The sequence below is a fragment of the Paenibacillus sp. HW567 genome (genome assembly GCF_000374185.1).
In the GTDB taxonomy this organism is placed as follows: Bacteria; Bacillota; Bacilli; order Paenibacillales; family Paenibacillaceae; genus Paenibacillus_AQ.
In genome coordinates this window covers 1,459,886-1,477,195 of record NZ_KB910518.1, presented here as the reverse complement: position 1 = coordinate 1,477,195, position 17,310 = coordinate 1,459,886, and the positions used below count along the sequence as shown (strand labels likewise).

At 51.4% G+C, this 17,310-nt stretch carries 19 protein-coding genes; 2 read left to right on the top strand and 17 right to left on the bottom strand.

Annotation, left to right across the window (positions count from 1 at the left end; translation table 11 throughout):
* Positions 1 to 4: 4 nt before the first annotated feature.
* Both B212_RS0106500 and B212_RS0106495 read right to left on the bottom strand, forming a co-directional pair.
* Positions 5 to 1,096: a hypothetical protein gene (locus B212_RS0106500; protein ID WP_019909693.1), complete on the bottom strand. Its 1,092-nt coding sequence runs from the start codon at positions 1,094 to 1,096 to the stop codon at positions 5 to 7.
* A gap of 41 nt (positions 1,097 to 1,137) precedes the next feature.
* Positions 1,138 to 1,446, bottom strand: coding sequence for a hypothetical protein (locus B212_RS0106495; protein ID WP_019909691.1), 309 nt, complete (start codon positions 1,444 to 1,446; stop codon positions 1,138 to 1,140).
* Positions 1,447 to 1,703: 257 nt separating this feature from the next.
* On the opposite strand from B212_RS0106495, the gene B212_RS0106490 reads away from it, so the two are divergent.
* Entirely contained in the window at positions 1,704 to 2,531 is an 828-nt protein-coding gene (locus tag B212_RS0106490) for a FlxA-like family protein (RefSeq protein WP_198015833.1), read from the top strand.
* A 173-nt stretch (positions 2,532 to 2,704) separates the two neighbouring features.
* On the top strand, positions 2,705 to 3,103 hold the full coding sequence (locus B212_RS35255; protein WP_019909688.1) for a TM2 domain-containing protein: 399 nt from the start codon (positions 2,705 to 2,707) through the stop codon (positions 3,101 to 3,103).
* Positions 3,104 to 3,322: 219 nt separating this feature from the next.
* Here B212_RS35255 and spo0A read toward each other — a convergent pair whose 3' ends face one another.
* The 15 genes from spo0A to B212_RS0106410 all read right to left on the bottom strand — a co-directional run bounded on the left by spo0A (position 3,323) and on the right by B212_RS0106410 (position 17,302).
* Positions 3,323 to 4,138 (bottom strand): sporulation transcription factor Spo0A, encoded by an 816-nt coding sequence (gene spo0A / locus B212_RS0106480; protein ID WP_019909687.1) that lies wholly within the window; start codon positions 4,136 to 4,138, stop codon positions 3,323 to 3,325.
* A gap of 197 nt (positions 4,139 to 4,335) precedes the next feature.
* A complete protein-coding gene (gene spoIVB, locus B212_RS0106475; RefSeq protein WP_019909686.1) occupies positions 4,336 to 5,469 on the bottom strand; it encodes a SpoIVB peptidase in 1,134 nt (377 codons plus the stop codon).
* A 114-nt stretch (positions 5,470 to 5,583) separates the two neighbouring features.
* Positions 5,584 to 7,311 carry a DNA repair protein RecN gene (gene recN / locus B212_RS0106470; RefSeq protein ID WP_019909685.1) on the bottom strand — a complete coding sequence of 576 codons (1,728 nt, stop codon included), beginning with the start codon at positions 7,309 to 7,311 and terminating at the stop codon, positions 5,584 to 5,586.
* A gap of 36 nt (positions 7,312 to 7,347) precedes the next feature.
* Positions 7,348 to 7,797 carry a transcriptional regulator AhrC/ArgR gene (gene ahrC, locus B212_RS0106465; RefSeq protein ID WP_019909684.1) on the bottom strand — a complete coding sequence of 150 codons (450 nt, stop codon included), beginning with the start codon at positions 7,795 to 7,797 and terminating at the stop codon, positions 7,348 to 7,350.
* 31 nt (positions 7,798 to 7,828) lie between these two features.
* Positions 7,829 to 8,299, bottom strand: a complete 471-nt coding sequence (locus B212_RS0106460; RefSeq protein WP_019909682.1) for a hypothetical protein — start codon at positions 8,297 to 8,299, stop codon at positions 7,829 to 7,831.
* A gap of 151 nt (positions 8,300 to 8,450) precedes the next feature.
* The gene (locus tag B212_RS0106455) at positions 8,451 to 9,341 is read right to left on the bottom strand and encodes a TlyA family RNA methyltransferase (protein ID WP_028530653.1); all 891 of its coding nucleotides are present in this window, start codon (positions 9,339 to 9,341) and stop codon (positions 8,451 to 8,453) included.
* 46 nt (positions 9,342 to 9,387) lie between these two features.
* Positions 9,388 to 11,292, bottom strand: coding sequence for a 1-deoxy-D-xylulose-5-phosphate synthase (dxs, locus tag B212_RS0106450; protein WP_019909680.1), 1,905 nt, complete (start codon positions 11,290 to 11,292; stop codon positions 9,388 to 9,390).
* A 99-nt stretch (positions 11,293 to 11,391) separates the two neighbouring features.
* Complete coding sequence (locus B212_RS0106445; protein WP_232231539.1) at positions 11,392 to 12,243, bottom strand: polyprenyl synthetase family protein; 852 nt, start codon at positions 12,241 to 12,243, stop codon at positions 11,392 to 11,394.
* 76 nt (positions 12,244 to 12,319) lie between these two features.
* Entirely contained in the window at positions 12,320 to 12,577 is a 258-nt protein-coding gene (gene xseB, locus B212_RS0106440; RefSeq protein WP_019909676.1) for an exodeoxyribonuclease VII small subunit, read from the bottom strand.
* Positions 12,561 to 13,934 carry an exodeoxyribonuclease VII large subunit gene (xseA, locus tag B212_RS0106435; RefSeq protein WP_019909675.1) on the bottom strand — a complete coding sequence of 458 codons (1,374 nt, stop codon included), beginning with the start codon at positions 13,932 to 13,934 and terminating at the stop codon, positions 12,561 to 12,563. The genes xseB and xseA overlap by 17 nt, the downstream gene beginning before the upstream one ends.
* Positions 13,935 to 13,944: 10 nt before the next feature.
* A complete protein-coding gene (gene folD, locus B212_RS0106430; RefSeq protein WP_019909674.1) occupies positions 13,945 to 14,808 on the bottom strand; it encodes a bifunctional methylenetetrahydrofolate dehydrogenase/methenyltetrahydrofolate cyclohydrolase FolD in 864 nt (287 codons plus the stop codon).
* Positions 14,809 to 15,117: 309 nt separating this feature from the next.
* Positions 15,118 to 15,567, bottom strand: coding sequence for a transcription antitermination factor NusB (gene nusB, locus B212_RS0106425; protein ID WP_019909673.1), 450 nt, complete (start codon positions 15,565 to 15,567; stop codon positions 15,118 to 15,120).
* Between the two features lie 457 nt (positions 15,568 to 16,024).
* Positions 16,025 to 16,258, bottom strand: coding sequence for a DUF2273 domain-containing protein (locus B212_RS0106420; RefSeq protein ID WP_019909672.1), 234 nt, complete (start codon positions 16,256 to 16,258; stop codon positions 16,025 to 16,027).
* A 15-nt stretch (positions 16,259 to 16,273) separates the two neighbouring features.
* The gene (gene amaP / locus B212_RS0106415) at positions 16,274 to 16,813 is read right to left on the bottom strand and encodes an alkaline shock response membrane anchor protein AmaP (RefSeq protein ID WP_019909671.1); all 540 of its coding nucleotides are present in this window, start codon (positions 16,811 to 16,813) and stop codon (positions 16,274 to 16,276) included.
* A gap of 72 nt (positions 16,814 to 16,885) precedes the next feature.
* Positions 16,886 to 17,302, bottom strand: a complete 417-nt coding sequence (locus tag B212_RS0106410) for an Asp23/Gls24 family envelope stress response protein (RefSeq protein WP_019909669.1) — start codon at positions 17,300 to 17,302, stop codon at positions 16,886 to 16,888.
* Positions 17,303 to 17,310: the final 8 nt, after the last annotated feature.

Below are 17,310 nucleotides of genomic sequence, written 5' to 3'. Positions count from 1 at the left end.
GTTGTTATTTTACAGGAACGGATGTAATGGATACCTGAGCTTGGGAAGAGGAGAAGGTTGCAAAATAAGCCTTCTGCACTGCGGCATCATACCCTATGAAATGAGCTGTACTGTTGGCCGCAACCGCTGGTGCAGACTGATTTGACAATACACTGCGACCAGTCAGATCATACAGTGACCAGGTATGGTTCAGCAAATTCTTGATGTACATTTGAGAGCCAAAAAGTTCACTCTCCCACCCGGAAGCAGTATCGAATTTCTCTTCAAACGTACCTTTCAGCATTACAGTCGAGGCTGCGGTCTGCAGGTCAATCAGGCTAAGCAGCGGCTGCTCCTTATCAGACTTCGGGTGCTCAACGTTAGCAGGGAACGGGTCTTGATACCACCAGTTCGTAGTCACTGCAAGCTTGCTGCCTGTAATCTGGAGATTCAGATAGGGGTTCTGATCAATCCCAAGTGTATGCTGCGAATTATCTTTCATATTCACAAGGGTTAGATACCGCTGGCTGCCCATAATTACTGCACCGTCATATTCCAATACAAGGTATGGTGAAGAAGAGGCTCTCCAGTCTATCACATTGGAATATTCATAAGCGGTATCCTTGTAGGTAGAGTCAAAAGACGCTTCAGCCTTGAGCCAAGGTGCCTTGTAGACAGAGAACAGCTTGTCCCTCTGCACCCACACCTGTTCAGGCGTATTTGCGGTTGAGGGAGTCCACTGGGCTCTTCCCTGCTCACCAAGCGGAATGTTGATGAAGCTTTTCTGCAGCAGTTTGCCATCTGTGGAGAAACTGTACTTGAGAATCTTCCGTTCCTTCGAACGGGTCAGGACAATTATTTTGTCCGGATAGCTTAAGGTCTTCACATCGAGGATCGGTTCGTCAGCGCCTATGCTCAGATTGTGCGTGTGCTGTGTTCTGGTATTCAGCAGAGTACCATTCAGTACTACAATTCCCCCGCCCGCGGCTACAATGCTGGTTCCGTCAATGGTCAAGACCTTATGGGGAAGGTTGACAACGGTAGCACCTGAAGCAGAGACCGGGTAAGCAAGGAGCACAGCAGATAACAAAATAATAAAAGCCATAAGTTTACGCATGCAGCTTCTCCTTCTGTACCCTGAAACAAGGCAATGAAGATCTACTCGATGAACTCCGTTTTGAAGACATTTTCCAGCTTACCGCCCAGTCTTTTTTTCAGCGGAACCTTAACGTCACGGCTCAATTCCTTGAAAAAGGTGTCCGCATCGCAATTCACATTCTGCGCCATCGCAATAATGATTCCGTCACTCACGATATTCTGGTTCACTTCAAGCGGCACATCCACTTCAATGTCATATTTCTTGGTTAATGTTCTGATATATCTTGCGAAAATCTCCAGCAGCTCTTCGTTGTTAAAATTCTCTATCGCCGCTTTACCCTTGCTGGTAAACTTCATGTTGATTCTCATTATGGAATCCCCCTCTTCTGTGTTCGTTTGTGGATCAAGATGAATAAATGGCTGCAAGAAAGGGCAATTATTCATTTTCAAAAACTGACAATCACTTCACTTCTAATCATAACACAACAAAACAATTCATGTTTCATAATAACAGTTATTGCCTTAATCAATTTGGAATAATTCTCTATACTATTTATTTTCTAGCCCGCCTTTACCGATATAGCTTATACATGGTAATTAATTCTTTAAATTGGGAGGAAATTCTTGTGGCATCCATCTCATCCATATCCAAAAACTCTACCCCTGTCCCCTCCACCAGCTCTCAAGCCATTCCAAAATCAAGAGACAAGGAAATCCAAAGTCTAATGGACCGGAAATCCCAGCTTAATGAACAAATTGAAACGGTCAGATCCAATGAAACGATGGATAAAAAGCTGAAGCAGGAACGTATTCAAGCCCTGAAAACCTCCATACAGGAGACTGACGCCCAGATCGCCCAAATCAAAGCCGAGGAAATGCAGGAAAAAATCGAAAAAGCCCAGCCGAAAAAAGAGGAAACCAAACAGCCGGAAGCAAACGCTGAAGCAAGTCCTGAAACCAGTGCCGTTGCCCAGTCGATGAATGTGATCATTAAGAGCCACACCACCTATGACCGTCTGGGCAAGCTCGTTGGGCTCAGAAAGCAGATGGAGGGCTCGATTAAGCCGATACAAGGTGAAATTAAGCTGGAAGAGGATCGGCTGTCCAATAATCCAACAAATGATGTTGGCAGAACCCTAATGCTGGAGAATGCGGAACGGACTGTTCTTCAATCCAAAAGGGAGCATATCCAGGATATCAGCTCAAGTATAAACGGCATCAACAACAAGATCGGAGCTTTAGTCTCAGACCTGAAGGACAACAACAACGAAGCCTCCACAATAAAAAATGGTTCAGCCTCACTCCACCCCGCCGGGGATAAGGACGACAAGGAGGTTAAATATAACTCTTCCAAAAAAAGCAAAGACAAGAATGCTGCTGCCGAAGCTCAAGCCCCCAGCCCAAAAACAGAGCCTGCAGTTCCTGCTTGGCCGTCGATTGATGTCCGGGTGTAGGTGCAAAATCTAAGAACCTGAAAATCGGTACATAAATAATAAGCAACTAATAAATGAGTATTTTGAATTATCTGAATGACCAATATACTAAAATTTTCCCTTTGTTTCAACAATATATGATAATATACTACTAGGTGAAATTACCTATATTATTATTGCTGGGGGAGAATAAAATGTCAGGTTCAAATCTAGGAGCAACAAAACCGAATCTTTCAGATCAAACTAAGTTTTGCAAACACTGTGGAGAAAGAATACACCTCAAAGCGGTCATTTGTAATAAATGCGGACTGCAGGTTGAAGAGTTGAACGGAGGCAGTTCTCAGCCTCAAATCGTGATTAACAACTCAAATATGAACACTAATATTAATAACAACGGAGGCTACGGTAATAAAAAAGACAAGTGGATTTCCGTTTTACTCTGCTTCTTCTTGGGAGTATTCGGTGTACATAGATTTTATGAAGGAAAAATCGGTACAGGTATCCTGTATCTTTTTACCTTTGGATTAATGGGAATCGGCACCTTCGTTGACTTCATCATTCTTTTATTCAAACCAAATCCTTATTACGTTTAGTTAAAACCAACAATTACCCCGGCTCGTATACAGCCGGTTTTTTTTATTTTTGTTGGGCTATATTCTGATACCGCTTTTTTTGATTTTTCTGGACATTCAAAATGATCCACCAACACACAAAATACCGCCCTTCATCAGGTTTTTGACAAACCCAACAAAAGACGATATTGGTTAGCATTATGATTTAAAATCCCCTTACGTATCCTGCTCCTTACCCCTTCAAGACACCTTATGCTCAATCCGCAGCTTGTCTGCGACCATGGCAATAAACTCCGAGTTGGTTGGCTTGGATTTGGAGATGTTAATGGTGTAGCCGAACAGGTGGCTGATGCTGTCGATGTTGCCGCGGGTCCAGGCGACTTCGATGGCGTGGCGGATGGCACGCTCGACGCGTGACGGTGTGGTTTTGAATTTTTCCGCGATGGCCGGGTACAGGGTCTTGGTGATGGCACCAAGGATCTCGATATTGTTGTACACCATTGTAATGGCTTCGCGTAAGTATTGGTAGCCCTTGATATGCGCAGGAACGCCGATTTCATGGATGATCGAGGTAATGTTCGCATCCAGATTCTTGCCTTTGGAGAGCGGCACTACATTATTCGCTCTGGAGCCGGAATAGCCGGTTACGCCGGATGATGTGCTCATGCTGCCCTGTGTGCCGACAAGCTGACGCACGCGGTTGGCCAGTACCTCCATATCGAACGGTTTCAAAATATAATAAGATGCTCCAAGCTGCACAGCACGCTGAGTGATGTTCTCTTGACCGAAGGCGGTCAGCATAATGATCTTCGGCTCCGGCTTCAAATCCATATCGCGCAAGCGCTCCAGAACACCTAATCCGTCCAGGTGCGGCATGATGATATCAAGGATAAGGACATCGGGGATTTTGCGGGCTTCGCTCAGCATTTGAAGCACTTCTTCCCCATTATAGGCGATGCCTGTCACAGTCATATCTTCTTGCTCTGTAATGTACTCGGCAAGCAAATTCGTAAACTCCCTGTTATCATCTGCCAACAACACTTCAATATTCTGCACTGGCTGCTTCCTCCTTATTTATCTCTGCTATTCGAAAATAACATTTATCTTCGCTCCTTTACTGTTTCGACATGCCAATTGAATATCCTTCTGTCGAAAATTATTTTTCTTTATTTTTTTTCGGCGTTAGATTATAATTAAATATTTTGTTTCATTGTTCGATCTTTCTCGTTGCCCTTCGACAAAAAATCTTAAGGCTAAACCGCCTTAAGATTATAGGGAAGATTATATCCTTGCTGGGCAACGCCTGAATCCTTGAGCATCCACTCGATAAAGCAGCCGTAACCTGATTTGGGATCATTGACGAAGACATGGGTCACAGCACCAACCAGACGGCCATTCTGCACAATTGGACTGCCGCTCATCCCCTGAACTATACCGCCGGTCTTATCAATCAGCCGGGGATCGGTAATGCGCAGCACCATGCCTTTGGTGGCAGGTGTCTCTTGATGGGCGACATGGATGATTTCCACGCTGAAGCGCTCAACCCGCTGTCCGTCTACAACCGTAAGAATTTGAGCCGGTCCTTCTTTGACCTCATTGCTCATGGCGACCGGAATCGGCTCCTGGTAAAGACTGTGATCCGGGTTGCGTGTCATTTTGCCAAAAATCCCGAAATCCGTGTTGCTCTCCACATTTCCAAGAACCTGGCTCTCCTTCAGGAATTGGGCTCGTTTCTCTCCGGGATCTCCGTCTTGGCTTTTGGAAATGGAGGTGACGCTCGATTGAACAATGTGTCCGCTGCCGACGACAATCGGTGTTCCGGTATTCATATCTGTGATGACATGTCCCAGCGCGCCATACACTCCCTGCTCTGGAGCATAAAAGGTTAAGGTGCCTACACCTGCTGCAGAATCGCGGATATACAGACCGAGCCGCCATACTTTGTCATTGCGGTCATATGCCGGCTTGAGCTTCGCTGTGTGCTCTTTCCCGGCACGTTTGAATACAATGGTGAGTGATTCATTTGCTTTGCCTGCACGCTCCACCAGCTTGGCTACCTTGGATACCTCATCCAGCTTCACTCCGTCAATGGAGGTCATTAGATCACCGGGCAGCAAACCGCTGTTCTCGCCGGGTGAAAGCTTGGATTCCTGCGATACTTCAATCAGATGATGGCCTACAACCAACACGCCTGCGGACTTGACTTTTACACCAATGGTCTGCCCTCCCGGGATGACCTTAAGATTCCGGGTCTCCCCCTGTACGGCTCGGTCAGGCGGAATATCCAGCGGTGCGGCATAGCTCTGAATAGGTCCCGTTATGCCCGATAAGCTGAGAAAGAAGGCAAATAAAAGGCCGGGGATTAACTTCCTGAGGTTCGGCTTCAATGGCTGTCACGCTCCCTTTTGCTTCTTTCGCTTGACGAAAAAGGTGGTCGCCAATTGCGTACCTATAAGATAACCTTGCCCCCAGGCTTTTATTACTGTCAATCATTGTCCCGCTTACCCTGCAGCCGCTTTGCTGGCCTCGGCCAGACCGAGCATTTCCTGTGCGTGATGTAAGGTTTTTTCGGTAATTTCCACACCGCCCAGCATCCGGGCCAGCTCCATAACCCGGCCTTCATCCGAGAGCGACTCGACTTCGGTCATCGTGCGTCCGTCCTCGACTTTTTTGCGGATCAGATACTGATGGTCGGCCATGCAGGCCACCTGCGGCAGATGGGTTATGGAGAACACCTGGCAGGTCGACGAAAGCTTATACAGCTTATCGGCAATCGACTGGGCCGCACGTCCGCTAACCCCGGTATCCACTTCGTCAAAGATTAGAACGGGAATGGCATCATGCCGGGCAAAAATACTCTTCATCGCCAGCATAATCCGCGACAGCTCCCCGCCGGAGGCAATCTTACCCAGAGGTCTCAGCGGTTCGCCGGGATTCGGGGAGATCATGAACTCTGCACTGTCGATCCCCTGCCGGGTCAGCCGGTAACGGCGGTCCTGGTATTCAACGCCCCGCGGGTCCTCCAGCGTATCCATTTTGACCTGCAGCGAGGTCCGTTCCATCTGCAGGTCCTTCAGCTCACCTTCTACCTGGGCCGCCAGATCGGTTGCACATTGCCGCCGGGCCCCGCTTAATGCTTCGGCTGCCTCCATTAGTGTATTTAGAAGTCCATCCCGCTTCACCGTCAGCTTCTCGATATACTCATCCTTATTCTCCAGCAGATCGGTCTCACGGCTAATTTGTTCATAATAGGCCAGAATCTGCTCTACGCTGTCCCCGTATTTGCGCCGCAAACCGGAGATCAGATCCAGACGGTTCTCGATATCCTCCAGACGCGCGGGGTTGAATTCAATGTCCTCCCGGTAGTCGCGAAGCTGAAAAGCAACATCCTCCAACTGGTAATAGGAGGACTGAAGCTGATCGAAGACAGCCCGCAGCCCTTTTTCATCATAACGCACCGCATCATCCAGCTTGGAAATCACATTGCCGATCAGCTCCAGACCCTGCCGGTCATAGAGCAGCTCATATGCCCCCGATACGGAATCCATCATTTTCTCGCTGTGGGATAGTTTGACCCTTTCTTCGGCAAGTAATTCATCCTCACCCGGTTTTAGTCTGGCGGAAGAAATTTCCTCTAACTGAAAACGGTATAAATCAAGCATCTGGTAAGCCTTTTGGCTGGATTCCTGCAGCTCCCGAAGCTCTTTCTCCACCTTGGCAAAAGCGGTATATTTCTCTTGATAGTCAACCTTAAGCGGTCCGATTACAGCCTCGCCGTATGTATCCAGCAGCCCCAGATGGCGTTCCGCCTTCAGCAGATTCTGGTGCTCATGCTGCCCGTGAATATTAACGAGCTGCTCGCCGATCTCCCGCAGCATGCTGAGATTCACCATTTGCCCGTTGACGCGCGAGGTGCTTTTGCCAAGGGAGGTGATCTCACGGCGGATAACCAAATGCTCCTCAGGCTGCGCTGTGATGCCCAGACGCTCCAGCGTTTCCCATACGGGATGGCTGGCTGGCAGACTGAAGAGCGCCTCCATCTCGGCCTTCTCCGTTCCGTAGCGGATGGAATCCGCAGAGCCACGACCTCCGACCACAAGCCCCAGCGCATCAATGATTATGGATTTACCTGCTCCGGTCTCCCCTGTAAGCACATGAAAACCGGGATAAAAATGCACATCCACCGCTTCAACAACGGCGAGATTGCGGATCGACAACGTATCTAACACGAATACAGCACCTCCGAAAAGATGTATGCAGGATGATTAGGATATATATCCCATGATTTGTGAAATGACATTCTTGCTGTCCTCCGGCTGGCGGCAAATAATCAGGATGGTATCATCGCCGGAAATGGTGCCCATAATCTGCGGCCAATCAATATTGTCGATCAGCGCTGCAACAGAGTTAGCCGTTCCCGGCAGGCATTTCATCACCACAAGGTTGGCGGAATGATCAATATGCACAAAATTGTCCACCAATACACGCTTCAGCTTCTGCGTCGGATTATAACGCTGGTCTGTAGGCAAGGAGTATTTGTAGCGTCCGTCGTCCATAGGGACTTTGATCAGCAGCAGCTCCTTAATATCCCTCGACACTGTAGCCTGGGTCACCTGGAAGCCGGCCTCACGCAGCGCCTCAACCAGATCATCCTGTGTCTCAATTTCCTGTTGCGTAATGATTTCACGTATTTTAATGTGCCTGTGTCCCTTCATTGTTGCCTCCCATATTATAAAAGTTTGCGCCTTAATTGGACTCTCCATCGTCTTTACCGAGCTTAATCTCATGGATCACGGAGGTAACGGTGTTGACATACAGCACTCCACTGCATTCAGGGTAGATCAGCAGGTAGGGCAGCAGGGCGTCGCGAAGTCCGCTGCCGGTAAGCTCCAGTGTTTTGCGCGGGCGGGACAGTATCACCAAATAGAACCTGTCTTCTTCCTTGCAGGCCACGTAATCAATGAACAGCCTGCTGTACATGGAAGTCCCATCCACCTTGAAGGACAGGGGGATTTTCAATTTGCCGCCAATCACTTCATAACCTGCCGCTTCCAGCACATCAATGGATGGTGAGGGCAGAATATCCTTGTTGATCGGCACCCGGTCCTTCATAAAAGAACGCGGAGAGCTTTGCAGCCAGATGTAAATCCGGTAAATGACAAATATTGCGACCGCCAGTCCAATTAACACCATCACGGCCTGATCCGAGCCCGCCAATTCCATCACCTCGGTGACTAATTCGCTTGAGGGCCGGTGAAATCCTGCTTATCAGAGCCTAGTTTGCCCAGAATTCGCAGATGGGGGAAGACAAGGGTCTGGTCGCAACTGCGGGGAATGTTTGGACTTCCGGCCGCTAAGCAAAAGAAACTCATCGTTTCTTCGATGAGTTTCCAGAGTTACTGACTTTGAAGGTGTTCGCGGCTTCGCTGATCACTGTATCGGCGAGCGCAGTGAAGTCCTCCGGCTTACGGCCTCCGGCTGCATCATGCTCCCCTGCTGCAGTCTCCGCAGCATCGGGAAGCAGCTTCCAGTGTGCCAAAAACTCTATATTCCCTTCCCCGCCGGTAATCGGAGAGAAGGTTAAGCCTTCCAGGCGGTAGCCCAGCTCTGCGGCCATGCCCAGCACATTCATAAGCACTTCCTTGTGGACAGCCGATTCACGGATTACGCCGGATTTGCCTACCTTCTCCCGTCCGGCCTCGAATTGCGGCTTAATCAGCGCTGCAATATCTGCCGGACGATTAAGCAGCGCCTTAAGCGGCGGCAGGATAATCTTCAGGGATATAAAGGAGACATCTATACTGGCAAAGTCAGGAACCGGCCCCTGCAGATCAGGAGGCGTCATGTAGCGAAAATTCGTCTGCTCCATCACTGTTACCCGCTCATCATTGCGCAAGCTCCAGTCCAGTTGGTTATAGCCGACATCTATGGCATAAACATGGCTCACTCCATTCTGGAGGGCACAATCGGTAAAGCCGCCTGTAGAAGAGCCGATATCCAGCATGGTACGCCCGTTCAGATCAATGCCAAACTGCCGCAGCGCCTTCTCCAGCTTGAGTCCGCCCCGGCTGACATAAGGATGCACTGCACCTTTAACCCTCAAGGTTGCGCTGCGCGGCACCTTCATGCCGGCCTTCTCAATCCGCTCTTCATCTGCAAGCACAAGACCGGCCATAATGGCGGCCTTGGCCTTCTCGCGGCTCTCGTAAAAGCCTTGTTCCACTAGCAATACATCTATCCGTTCTTTTGGGTGTTCCATGGTCATCTCCTGATTGTTCTTCATGTTACCGCTTCGACGTTCCTCTTCAGGAGGTTGAAGTTGTCTTGTAGGAATACGCGCTTGATGCCTTCATAGCCTTAATCCGGCCCATCACGGCTTCAACGGTAAGTCCGGTATCCTGACGCTGTTCCTTGACGGAGCCATGTTCGACAAAAACATCCGGTACACCCATCAAATGAACGCGCGCATCATAAATTTCATGCTCCGCATAAAATTCAAGCACAGCGCTGCCAAGGCTTCCCGCCTGGCTGGCTTCTTCCAGCACGATCATTCCTGTTCCGGCTTGGGCCAGATCCAGCAACATGGAGCTGTCAAGCGGCTTCAGGAACCGCGCATTGACAACCCCCACCTGAATGCCCTCACGCTTAAGCTGCTCCGCTGCTTCCTCGGCCACCTGAACCATCGGGCCGCAGGCCAGCACAGCATAATCATCGCCAAGGCGCAGACGCTCCCAGGAACCGATCGGCAGAACCTTCAACTCAGCATCCAGCGCAACCCCTGTTCCGTTAATTCGCGGATAACGGTAGGCAATCGGCCCATCGTTATACTCCAGTGCCGTCTTCATCATATGGCGCAGCTCATTCTCATCCTTCGGCATCATCATTACCATATTGGGGATGTGGCGCATAAAGGCGATATCGTAAACCCCTTGGTGTGTCTCACCGTCGGCACCGACAAAGCCCGCACGGTCGATGGCGAACATAACATTGGCGTTATGACGGCAGATATCATGCACAATCTGATCGTATGCCCGCTGCATAAAGGTCGAGTAGACGGCATATACCGGCTTCAGCCCTTCCATCGCCAGTGCCGCGCAGAGCGTAGCCGCGTGCTGCTCGGCAATGCCGACATCAATCATCCGGTCAGGAAACTCCTTGGCGAACGGGAACAGGCCGGAGCCGCCAGGCATCGCCGGAGTCACAGCAATGAGCCTCTTGTCCCCGCGTCCCAGCTCAATCAGCGTCTCGCCGAACACTTCGGTGTACATCGGCGTGCCTACCGCTTTTAGGGACTGGCCGGATTCAATCTTGTAAGGGGAAATCGCATGCGATTTATAGAAATCGGTTTCAGCAGGTTTGTAGCCTTTGCCTTTCGTAGTCAGAACATGCACCAGGACAGGCCCGGATACATTATCCGCCTGATGGAAGGTGTCAATCAGCTTCTCCACGTCATGGCCGTCAACCGGTCCAAGATATGTAAAGCCAAGCTCCTCAAACAGTACACCTGGAACCATCATATATTTAAGACTGTCCTTCACATTCTGAGCGGTCTTGGCCAGCCTTCCGCCGATGGCGGGAATTTTCTTGAGCAGACCTTCTACTTCATCCTTCGCCCGCAGGTAATGGCGGTCCGAACGGATTTTGCTCAAATAATTGTGCATCGCCCCTACGTTCGGAGCAATGGACATCTCGTTGTCATTCAGAATAACCATCAGCTTGCGCCGTTCATGGCCGATATGGTTCAGCGCTTCAAACGCCATCCCGCCGGTCAGCGCCCCGTCCCCGATCACTGCGATAACCTTGTTGTCCTCGCCTTTCAGGTCACGGGCCATCGCCATCCCCATCGCTGCGGACAGGGAAGTGCTGCTGTGTCCGGCTTCCCACACATCGTGCTCACTCTCTGAGCGCTTCACGAAGCCGCATAACCCGTCTTTTTTGCGCAGCGTGTCAAACCGGTCCTGGCGGCCGGTCAGAATCTTATGCACATAAGCCTGATGGCCAACGTCATAGATCATTTTGTCCCGGGGACTGTCGTAGCAGTAATGCAGGGCCAGCGTGAGCTCCACTACCCCGAGATTCGATCCGAGGTGTCCGCCAGTTACCGTAAGCTTCTCGATCAGAAACCGGCGGATCTCCTCCGCAAGGGTAGCCAGCTCCTCGACTGACAAAGATTTAAGTTGCTGCGGATCATTTATTTGTGGAAGCAGCACGAGTATTCCCCGCTTTCCTAGATGTTGTAAATTATATATAAATCCCATTATAACACAAATGAAACGGCCGTCGAAACACAGCCGCTCCAGAATTTGCTGCTAATGATCACGCGCCATAAGATATTCCGCAATGTCCAGCAGACGCGTATTGTCCTGAAAGCCTCCATCCAGCACTGCATTTCGTGCGGCTTCCGTCAGCCGCTTCACCTCTTCGCGGGAGGCTTCCAGCCCGATGAAATAAGGGTACGTGACCTTGTGCTGCTTGATGTCGCTGCCTGTTTTTTTGCCTAGCTTGCCTTCGTCGCCAACGAGATCAAGAATATCATCCTGAATCTGAAAAGCCAATCCAATGTGGGTCCCAAAGTCACGCAGCGCCTCAAGCTGTCTGCTGCCCGCACCTGCGATCCGTCCGCCGGCCATCAAGGAGAAAATGATCAGATCCCCCGTCTTGTGACGGTGGATATACTGTAGCTGCTGCAGATCGGTAAGCCCCTGCTCGCCTTCCATATCGGCGATCTGGCCTCCGACCATGCCGCGCGGCCCGGACATTTCAGCCAGATCCTCAACGATGGAGAGTACACTGTCCGCAGAAGCGCCATGTCTCCGGGAAGCTTGAACCACACTGTAAAAAGCATGGGTAAGCAGCGCATCCCCAGCCAGTATAGCGGTGGCTTCTCCGAATACTTTATGGTTTGTCAGCTTGCCGCGCCGGTAATCGTCATTATCCATAGCCGGCAGATCATCATGGATCAGCGAGTAGGTATGCACCATTTCAATTGCTGCGGCTACCGGCAGCGCCGCCTCGCGGCGGCCTCCGAGCGCTTCACAGGCGGCAACGACAAGCAGCGGGCGCAAGCGTTTGCCGCCAGCCTGCAGGGAGTAATTCATCGCATCCTTCAGCTTGCCTGGAACCTGCCACTGCAAAGGGAGGGTGCTATCCAGCTCATTCATAACCAGGCCGCTGATCTCGGAGATATATTCGCCTAGCGTCTGGCGCTCTTCAGTCCCCTCCGCTCCCGCCATCTGCTCAAAGCGGCTCATCGCTGTCACCTTCCAGCCGGGCACCGAACGGTTTCTTGCGCAGCTCCCCGTCCATTTCGGTGATCATTTCGATCTTGCGCTCCACCTGCTCCAGCTTGCTCCCGCAAAGCTGCGACAGCTTCATCCCCTGCTGGAACAAATCAATTGCCTTCTCCAGAGGAACGTCGCCATGCTCAAGCTCACGCACGATTTCTTCCAGCCGTTCCATCGCGCCTTCAAAATCCAGTTCAGCTTCCTTCGCCATTCGTTATGCCACCCTCCTTCATTCCCCATACCTGACAGCTTAGCTGTCCGTCGTTCAGCTTTATGTTGACCACATCGCCAAGCTCTACTTCCTTGAGCGATTTGATTAGATGCTCTTCCTTCTCGTCATACACGAGACTGTAGCCCCGCGACATTACCTTAAGCGGGCTGAGCGCGTCGAGCTGGCGCAGTTCGGCGACGAAGCGCGAGCGCTTCGCCTGCAGGCGCGCCTGCATGGCACCCGCAAGCTCGCGGGTGATGCTCTCCGTGCGCTGCCGGGCCGCATGGACACTGCCCAGCGGGTGGAACCGCTGCAGGCTGTGATGCAGCACGGCCTGGCGCTCCCGCGCGCGGCCGTGCCGGGTCTCTGCTGCGCGGCGCAAGGCTGTGCGCAGCATGTCCAGCCGCTGCGCGTGCTGGGCTAGCTGGCGGCGTGGGCCGACCAGCGCCAGCGAGCGCTGCAGCGAGGCCAGGCGCTCGCCGCCGCGCTGCGAGCGGCGCAGCAGCCCTTGCCGCAGGCGCTGCTGCGCTGTGCGGAGCTGCGCCGCCAGCTCGGCGGCGTGCGGCACAGCCAGCTCGGCCGCCGCCGTAGGGGTCGCCGCCCGAAGATCGGCGGCGAAGTCGGCGATTGTGAAGTCGGTCTCGTGGCCGACGGCCGAGATGACCGGAATGCCGGAGGTCGCAATCGCCCGGGCTACGGCCTCCTCGTTGAAGGCCCACAGCTCCTCCAGCGAGCCGCCGCCGCGCCCGACAATGAGCACATCGGCTTCACCCATAGCATTCAGGTTCTGGATGGCCTTCACTATGGAAGGCCCCGCGCCCTTGCCTTGCACCAGTACAGGGTAGAGCACAATTGCCACCTGTGGAAACCGCCGCTGCAGGGTGATGATGATATCCCGCACCGCCGCGCCCGTTGGGGAGGTGACTACCCCGATACAGCGCGGAAACCGCGGCAGCGGCCGCTTGCGGGCCGCTGCGAACAGTCCTTCCAGCTCCAGCTTATTCTTAAGCTGCTCATAAGCCAGATACAGGCTGCCGATTCCATCGGGCTGCATATGCGTTGCATAGAACTGGTACTGACCGTCCCGCTCATATACAGTCACATTGCCTCTGGCAATGACCTTGGCGCCTTCCTTAGGCACAAACGGCAGCCGCTGGTTATGGGATGCGAACATAATGGACTTGATCCGGCTGCTCTCATCCTTAAGCGTAAAATACATATGCCCGCTGCCGTGGTGTGTAAAATTGGAGATTTCTCCGCGAACCCACACATCGGAGAGAACCACATCCGAATCGAGCTTCATGCGGATATAACGGTTAAGCTCTTTTATCGAATAGACCTGCCGCTCTGCCGCCATAAACGCAGACCTATTCCTTATCCAGGCCGCGGCGGCGTTTCGCTGCAACCAGCGTGTTCTTCATCAGCATCGTGATTGTCATTGGCCCAACACCGCCCGGTACAGGTGTAATGTATCCGGCAACTTCCTTGGCGCTCTCATAGTCCACATCTCCGGCCAGCTTGCCGTTGTCCAGACGGTTCATTCCAACATCAATGACAACCGCCCCCGGCTTCACAAAAGAACCGTCGATGAAGTTGGCGCGCCCGATAGCTACGACCAAAATATCTGCCTGACGGCTAAGCTCAGCGATGTTCGCCGTACGCGAGTGGCACATCGTTACCGTAGCATTCTCGCGCTGCAGCAGCAGGGAGACCGGTTTGCCGACGATGTTGCTGCGGCCGATAACAACCGCATGCTTGCCGGACATTCCGGTTCCGGTCCGCTTGATCAGCTCGATCACACCGGCAGGGGTGCACGGAAGCAGACTGTCATCCCCGATAACCAGATTGCCCACGTTGATCGGGTGGAAGCCGTCAACATCCTTGTCTACCGCGATAGCGTTAATTACTGCCTTCTCGTCAATGTGCTTGGGCAGCGGAAGCTGCACCAGAATACCGTCAATTTCATCACGGCTGTTCAGCTCCGTAACGAGCGCCAGCAGCTCTTCCTGGCTAGTGGAAGCATCCAGTCTGTGTACTTCGGAATGGAAGCCCAGCTCTGTGCTCGATTTCTCTTTATTGCGGACATAGACCTGAGAAGCCGGATCTTCACCGACCAGCACGACAGCAAGACCGGGCTTGACACCCTTCTGAGCAAGGAAGGCAACCTCCCGGGCAATGTCAATACGAATTTCTTCAGATACTTGTTTACCGCTGATGATTGCTGCTGTCATGTAATTCTCTCCCCTTTGATCTGCTTTTGAGATTTCGCCTATACAAGTTGAACTATAGAATTCATACTGGGGGCTGGACGGTAACTGCGGGGAATGTTTGGATTTCCGGCCGCTGCCCGTCACAAATTTCTTGATTATACCGCTCTTAGCGGATGAAATCCGTAGACAAAGGCGGACTCGTCCGCTCCAAAAGTATCCAAACTCCCCCTCGTCACTTCGGCCCTTTTCATATTTTCTGAGGTTCAACCTATATAGCTTGTACAATTCTATAGTGAGTCCGCTTTAGTGAGCAGGCGACCGGTCATTTGCCTACAGCTCTGTCTTCAGTGTATCAAGCTCCTGAATCATCTTGCCCAGCACGCCATTCACGAATTTACCGGAATCCTCGGTGCCGAAATGCTTGGCCAAATCAATCGCCTCATTGACGGCAACCTTGGCCGGAACATCATTTCCAAATACCATCTCAAAGGTAGCCAAACGCAAAATCTGGCGGTCCACCCGTGAGAGCCGGCTCATCTGCCAGCCCTTCAGGTAATGCTCCAGCATGTCGTCAATGGCCATCTTATGCTCCCACACGCCATTCACATGCTCGACCACATAAGCCTTCAATTCGATTTCATCGGTAATGACATGTTCGGTCTCATTCTCCTCCGAAGCTTCCGCAATCAGCATTTCTACCGCTTCCGCACTTTCCACATCATTCATTTCCATCTGGTACAGGCTTTGGACAATAATTTCTCTCGCTAAACGTCTTTTCATCTGATCCTCCTACAATCTTCTTTCGCAAACTTTATGTTGGTGTTCCATTGTTTCTTATACAAACGGTCAGGTGCTAAATATAATTGTATTTCCTGCAACTATTTTAAGCCTAATGAAGCAGATTCTATCCCTAATTGCATTTCGTACAATTAAAAATCAGAAAAAATCCATTTCTTACGTTCGCAGCCGCATTTAATTGTACGAAATACAGTTAAAACAGAAATGAGGCATTACAACAGGATTTTAATTGCACAAACTGCAACAACTGCACAAAGATACAGTCTTTTCTTCAAGAATTCTCAGCTTAACCCTTCTCTATCAGAGATTGGCATTCACAGAATAACATATTCACGTTCACGGCAAGCCCCAATTAAAAAAACCGCGCAGCTCTTCTTCCGGCAGATCAGGCAACTCAGACGAACGGGTTCCAGGCTCCGGGAGAACAAGCTATCGCGGTTCACTTGAAGGGACGCCAGCGTCCGGACAGCCGCTCAATTATCTCCTGCCACTTAAACAGGGGAGCCTGCGCGGTATCCTTTCTTTTGCCGAGCGTATATCCGATGAACACTACCAGTGCAAAGAACAGCATATCCCAAAAACCGCTAATCAAATAAATCAATCCGAGAACGACGCCGAAGGTGACCCCGGCAATCCTACCCCCGTGACTTTCCCATAGTGCTTTCCAAAACATAAGGGAAACTCACCTCTATTCCACTCGACTTTTGAAGCTTGGAGACTGTGTGAGGTTAGCAATGTATACCGAGACATCAGCCACTGGAATCCCGGTCGTTTCCTGCACAAAATCATGCACCTGGCGCTGAACCTCTGTAGTCAGCAGCGGCAGGGAATGCTCTCCGTCCACAACTGCGCGGATCATGATCTCAAGCCCGGCCTGGGAGACGCGGATGCGGGACTTCAGATCTCTGATTCCTTTGACTTTGCCGGCTGCCTTCAGGCTCAGATTCTCAATCGTTTCCATGGAGATTTGAATATCCCCGTATTCTGTACGCTGGTCAACCGAAGGCAGGGAAGCACGGTCGCGGCGCAGGGAAATGTAGAAGAACCGGAGGCTGAGCAGGAACAGAATGACTGCAATGGCGATGGCGGCAATATACGCGGCTGGCCCATCCTTTATCTCAAGGGAGTCAGGAATGGCGCCGCTTAAGAGGAGGATGGCAATTACAGATAATATTCCGATGCTTAAGCTGTACAGGAACAGCAGAAGCCTGTCCAAAATTTTTGCCACGAGTCTCATAACCTCCTTAAATTAGAGTAAACCCTCGACGGTGCTGTCGGGGGTTTATGGAAGACGCTGGTCTTATTTCACGCGGAGAACCGCATCCGTTTCTTCGTTCTTGTCAGAAGCGCTGGTGGTCTTGAACTGCACGTCATGGATATGCACATTCACTTCAACAACGGTCAGACCGGTCATGGTCTCGATGGAGCGTTTCACGTTGCGCTGAATTTCTCCAGCCACTTCCGGCAGACGGTTGCCGTACTCGATGATTACGGACACATCAACGGCAGCCTCACGCTGTCCAACCTCAACCTTTACGCCTTTGGACATGTTCTTGCGGCCGAGAAGCTCTACGATGCCTCCGGCAAAACCGCCGCTCATGCCTGCCACGCCCTTAACCTCTACGGTTGCCAAACCTGCGATCACCTCGATTACCTCAGGAGCAATCTGAATCTCGCCAATTTCCGTACGTTCGAATTCTGTCGGCAATGTACTCATTATGGACT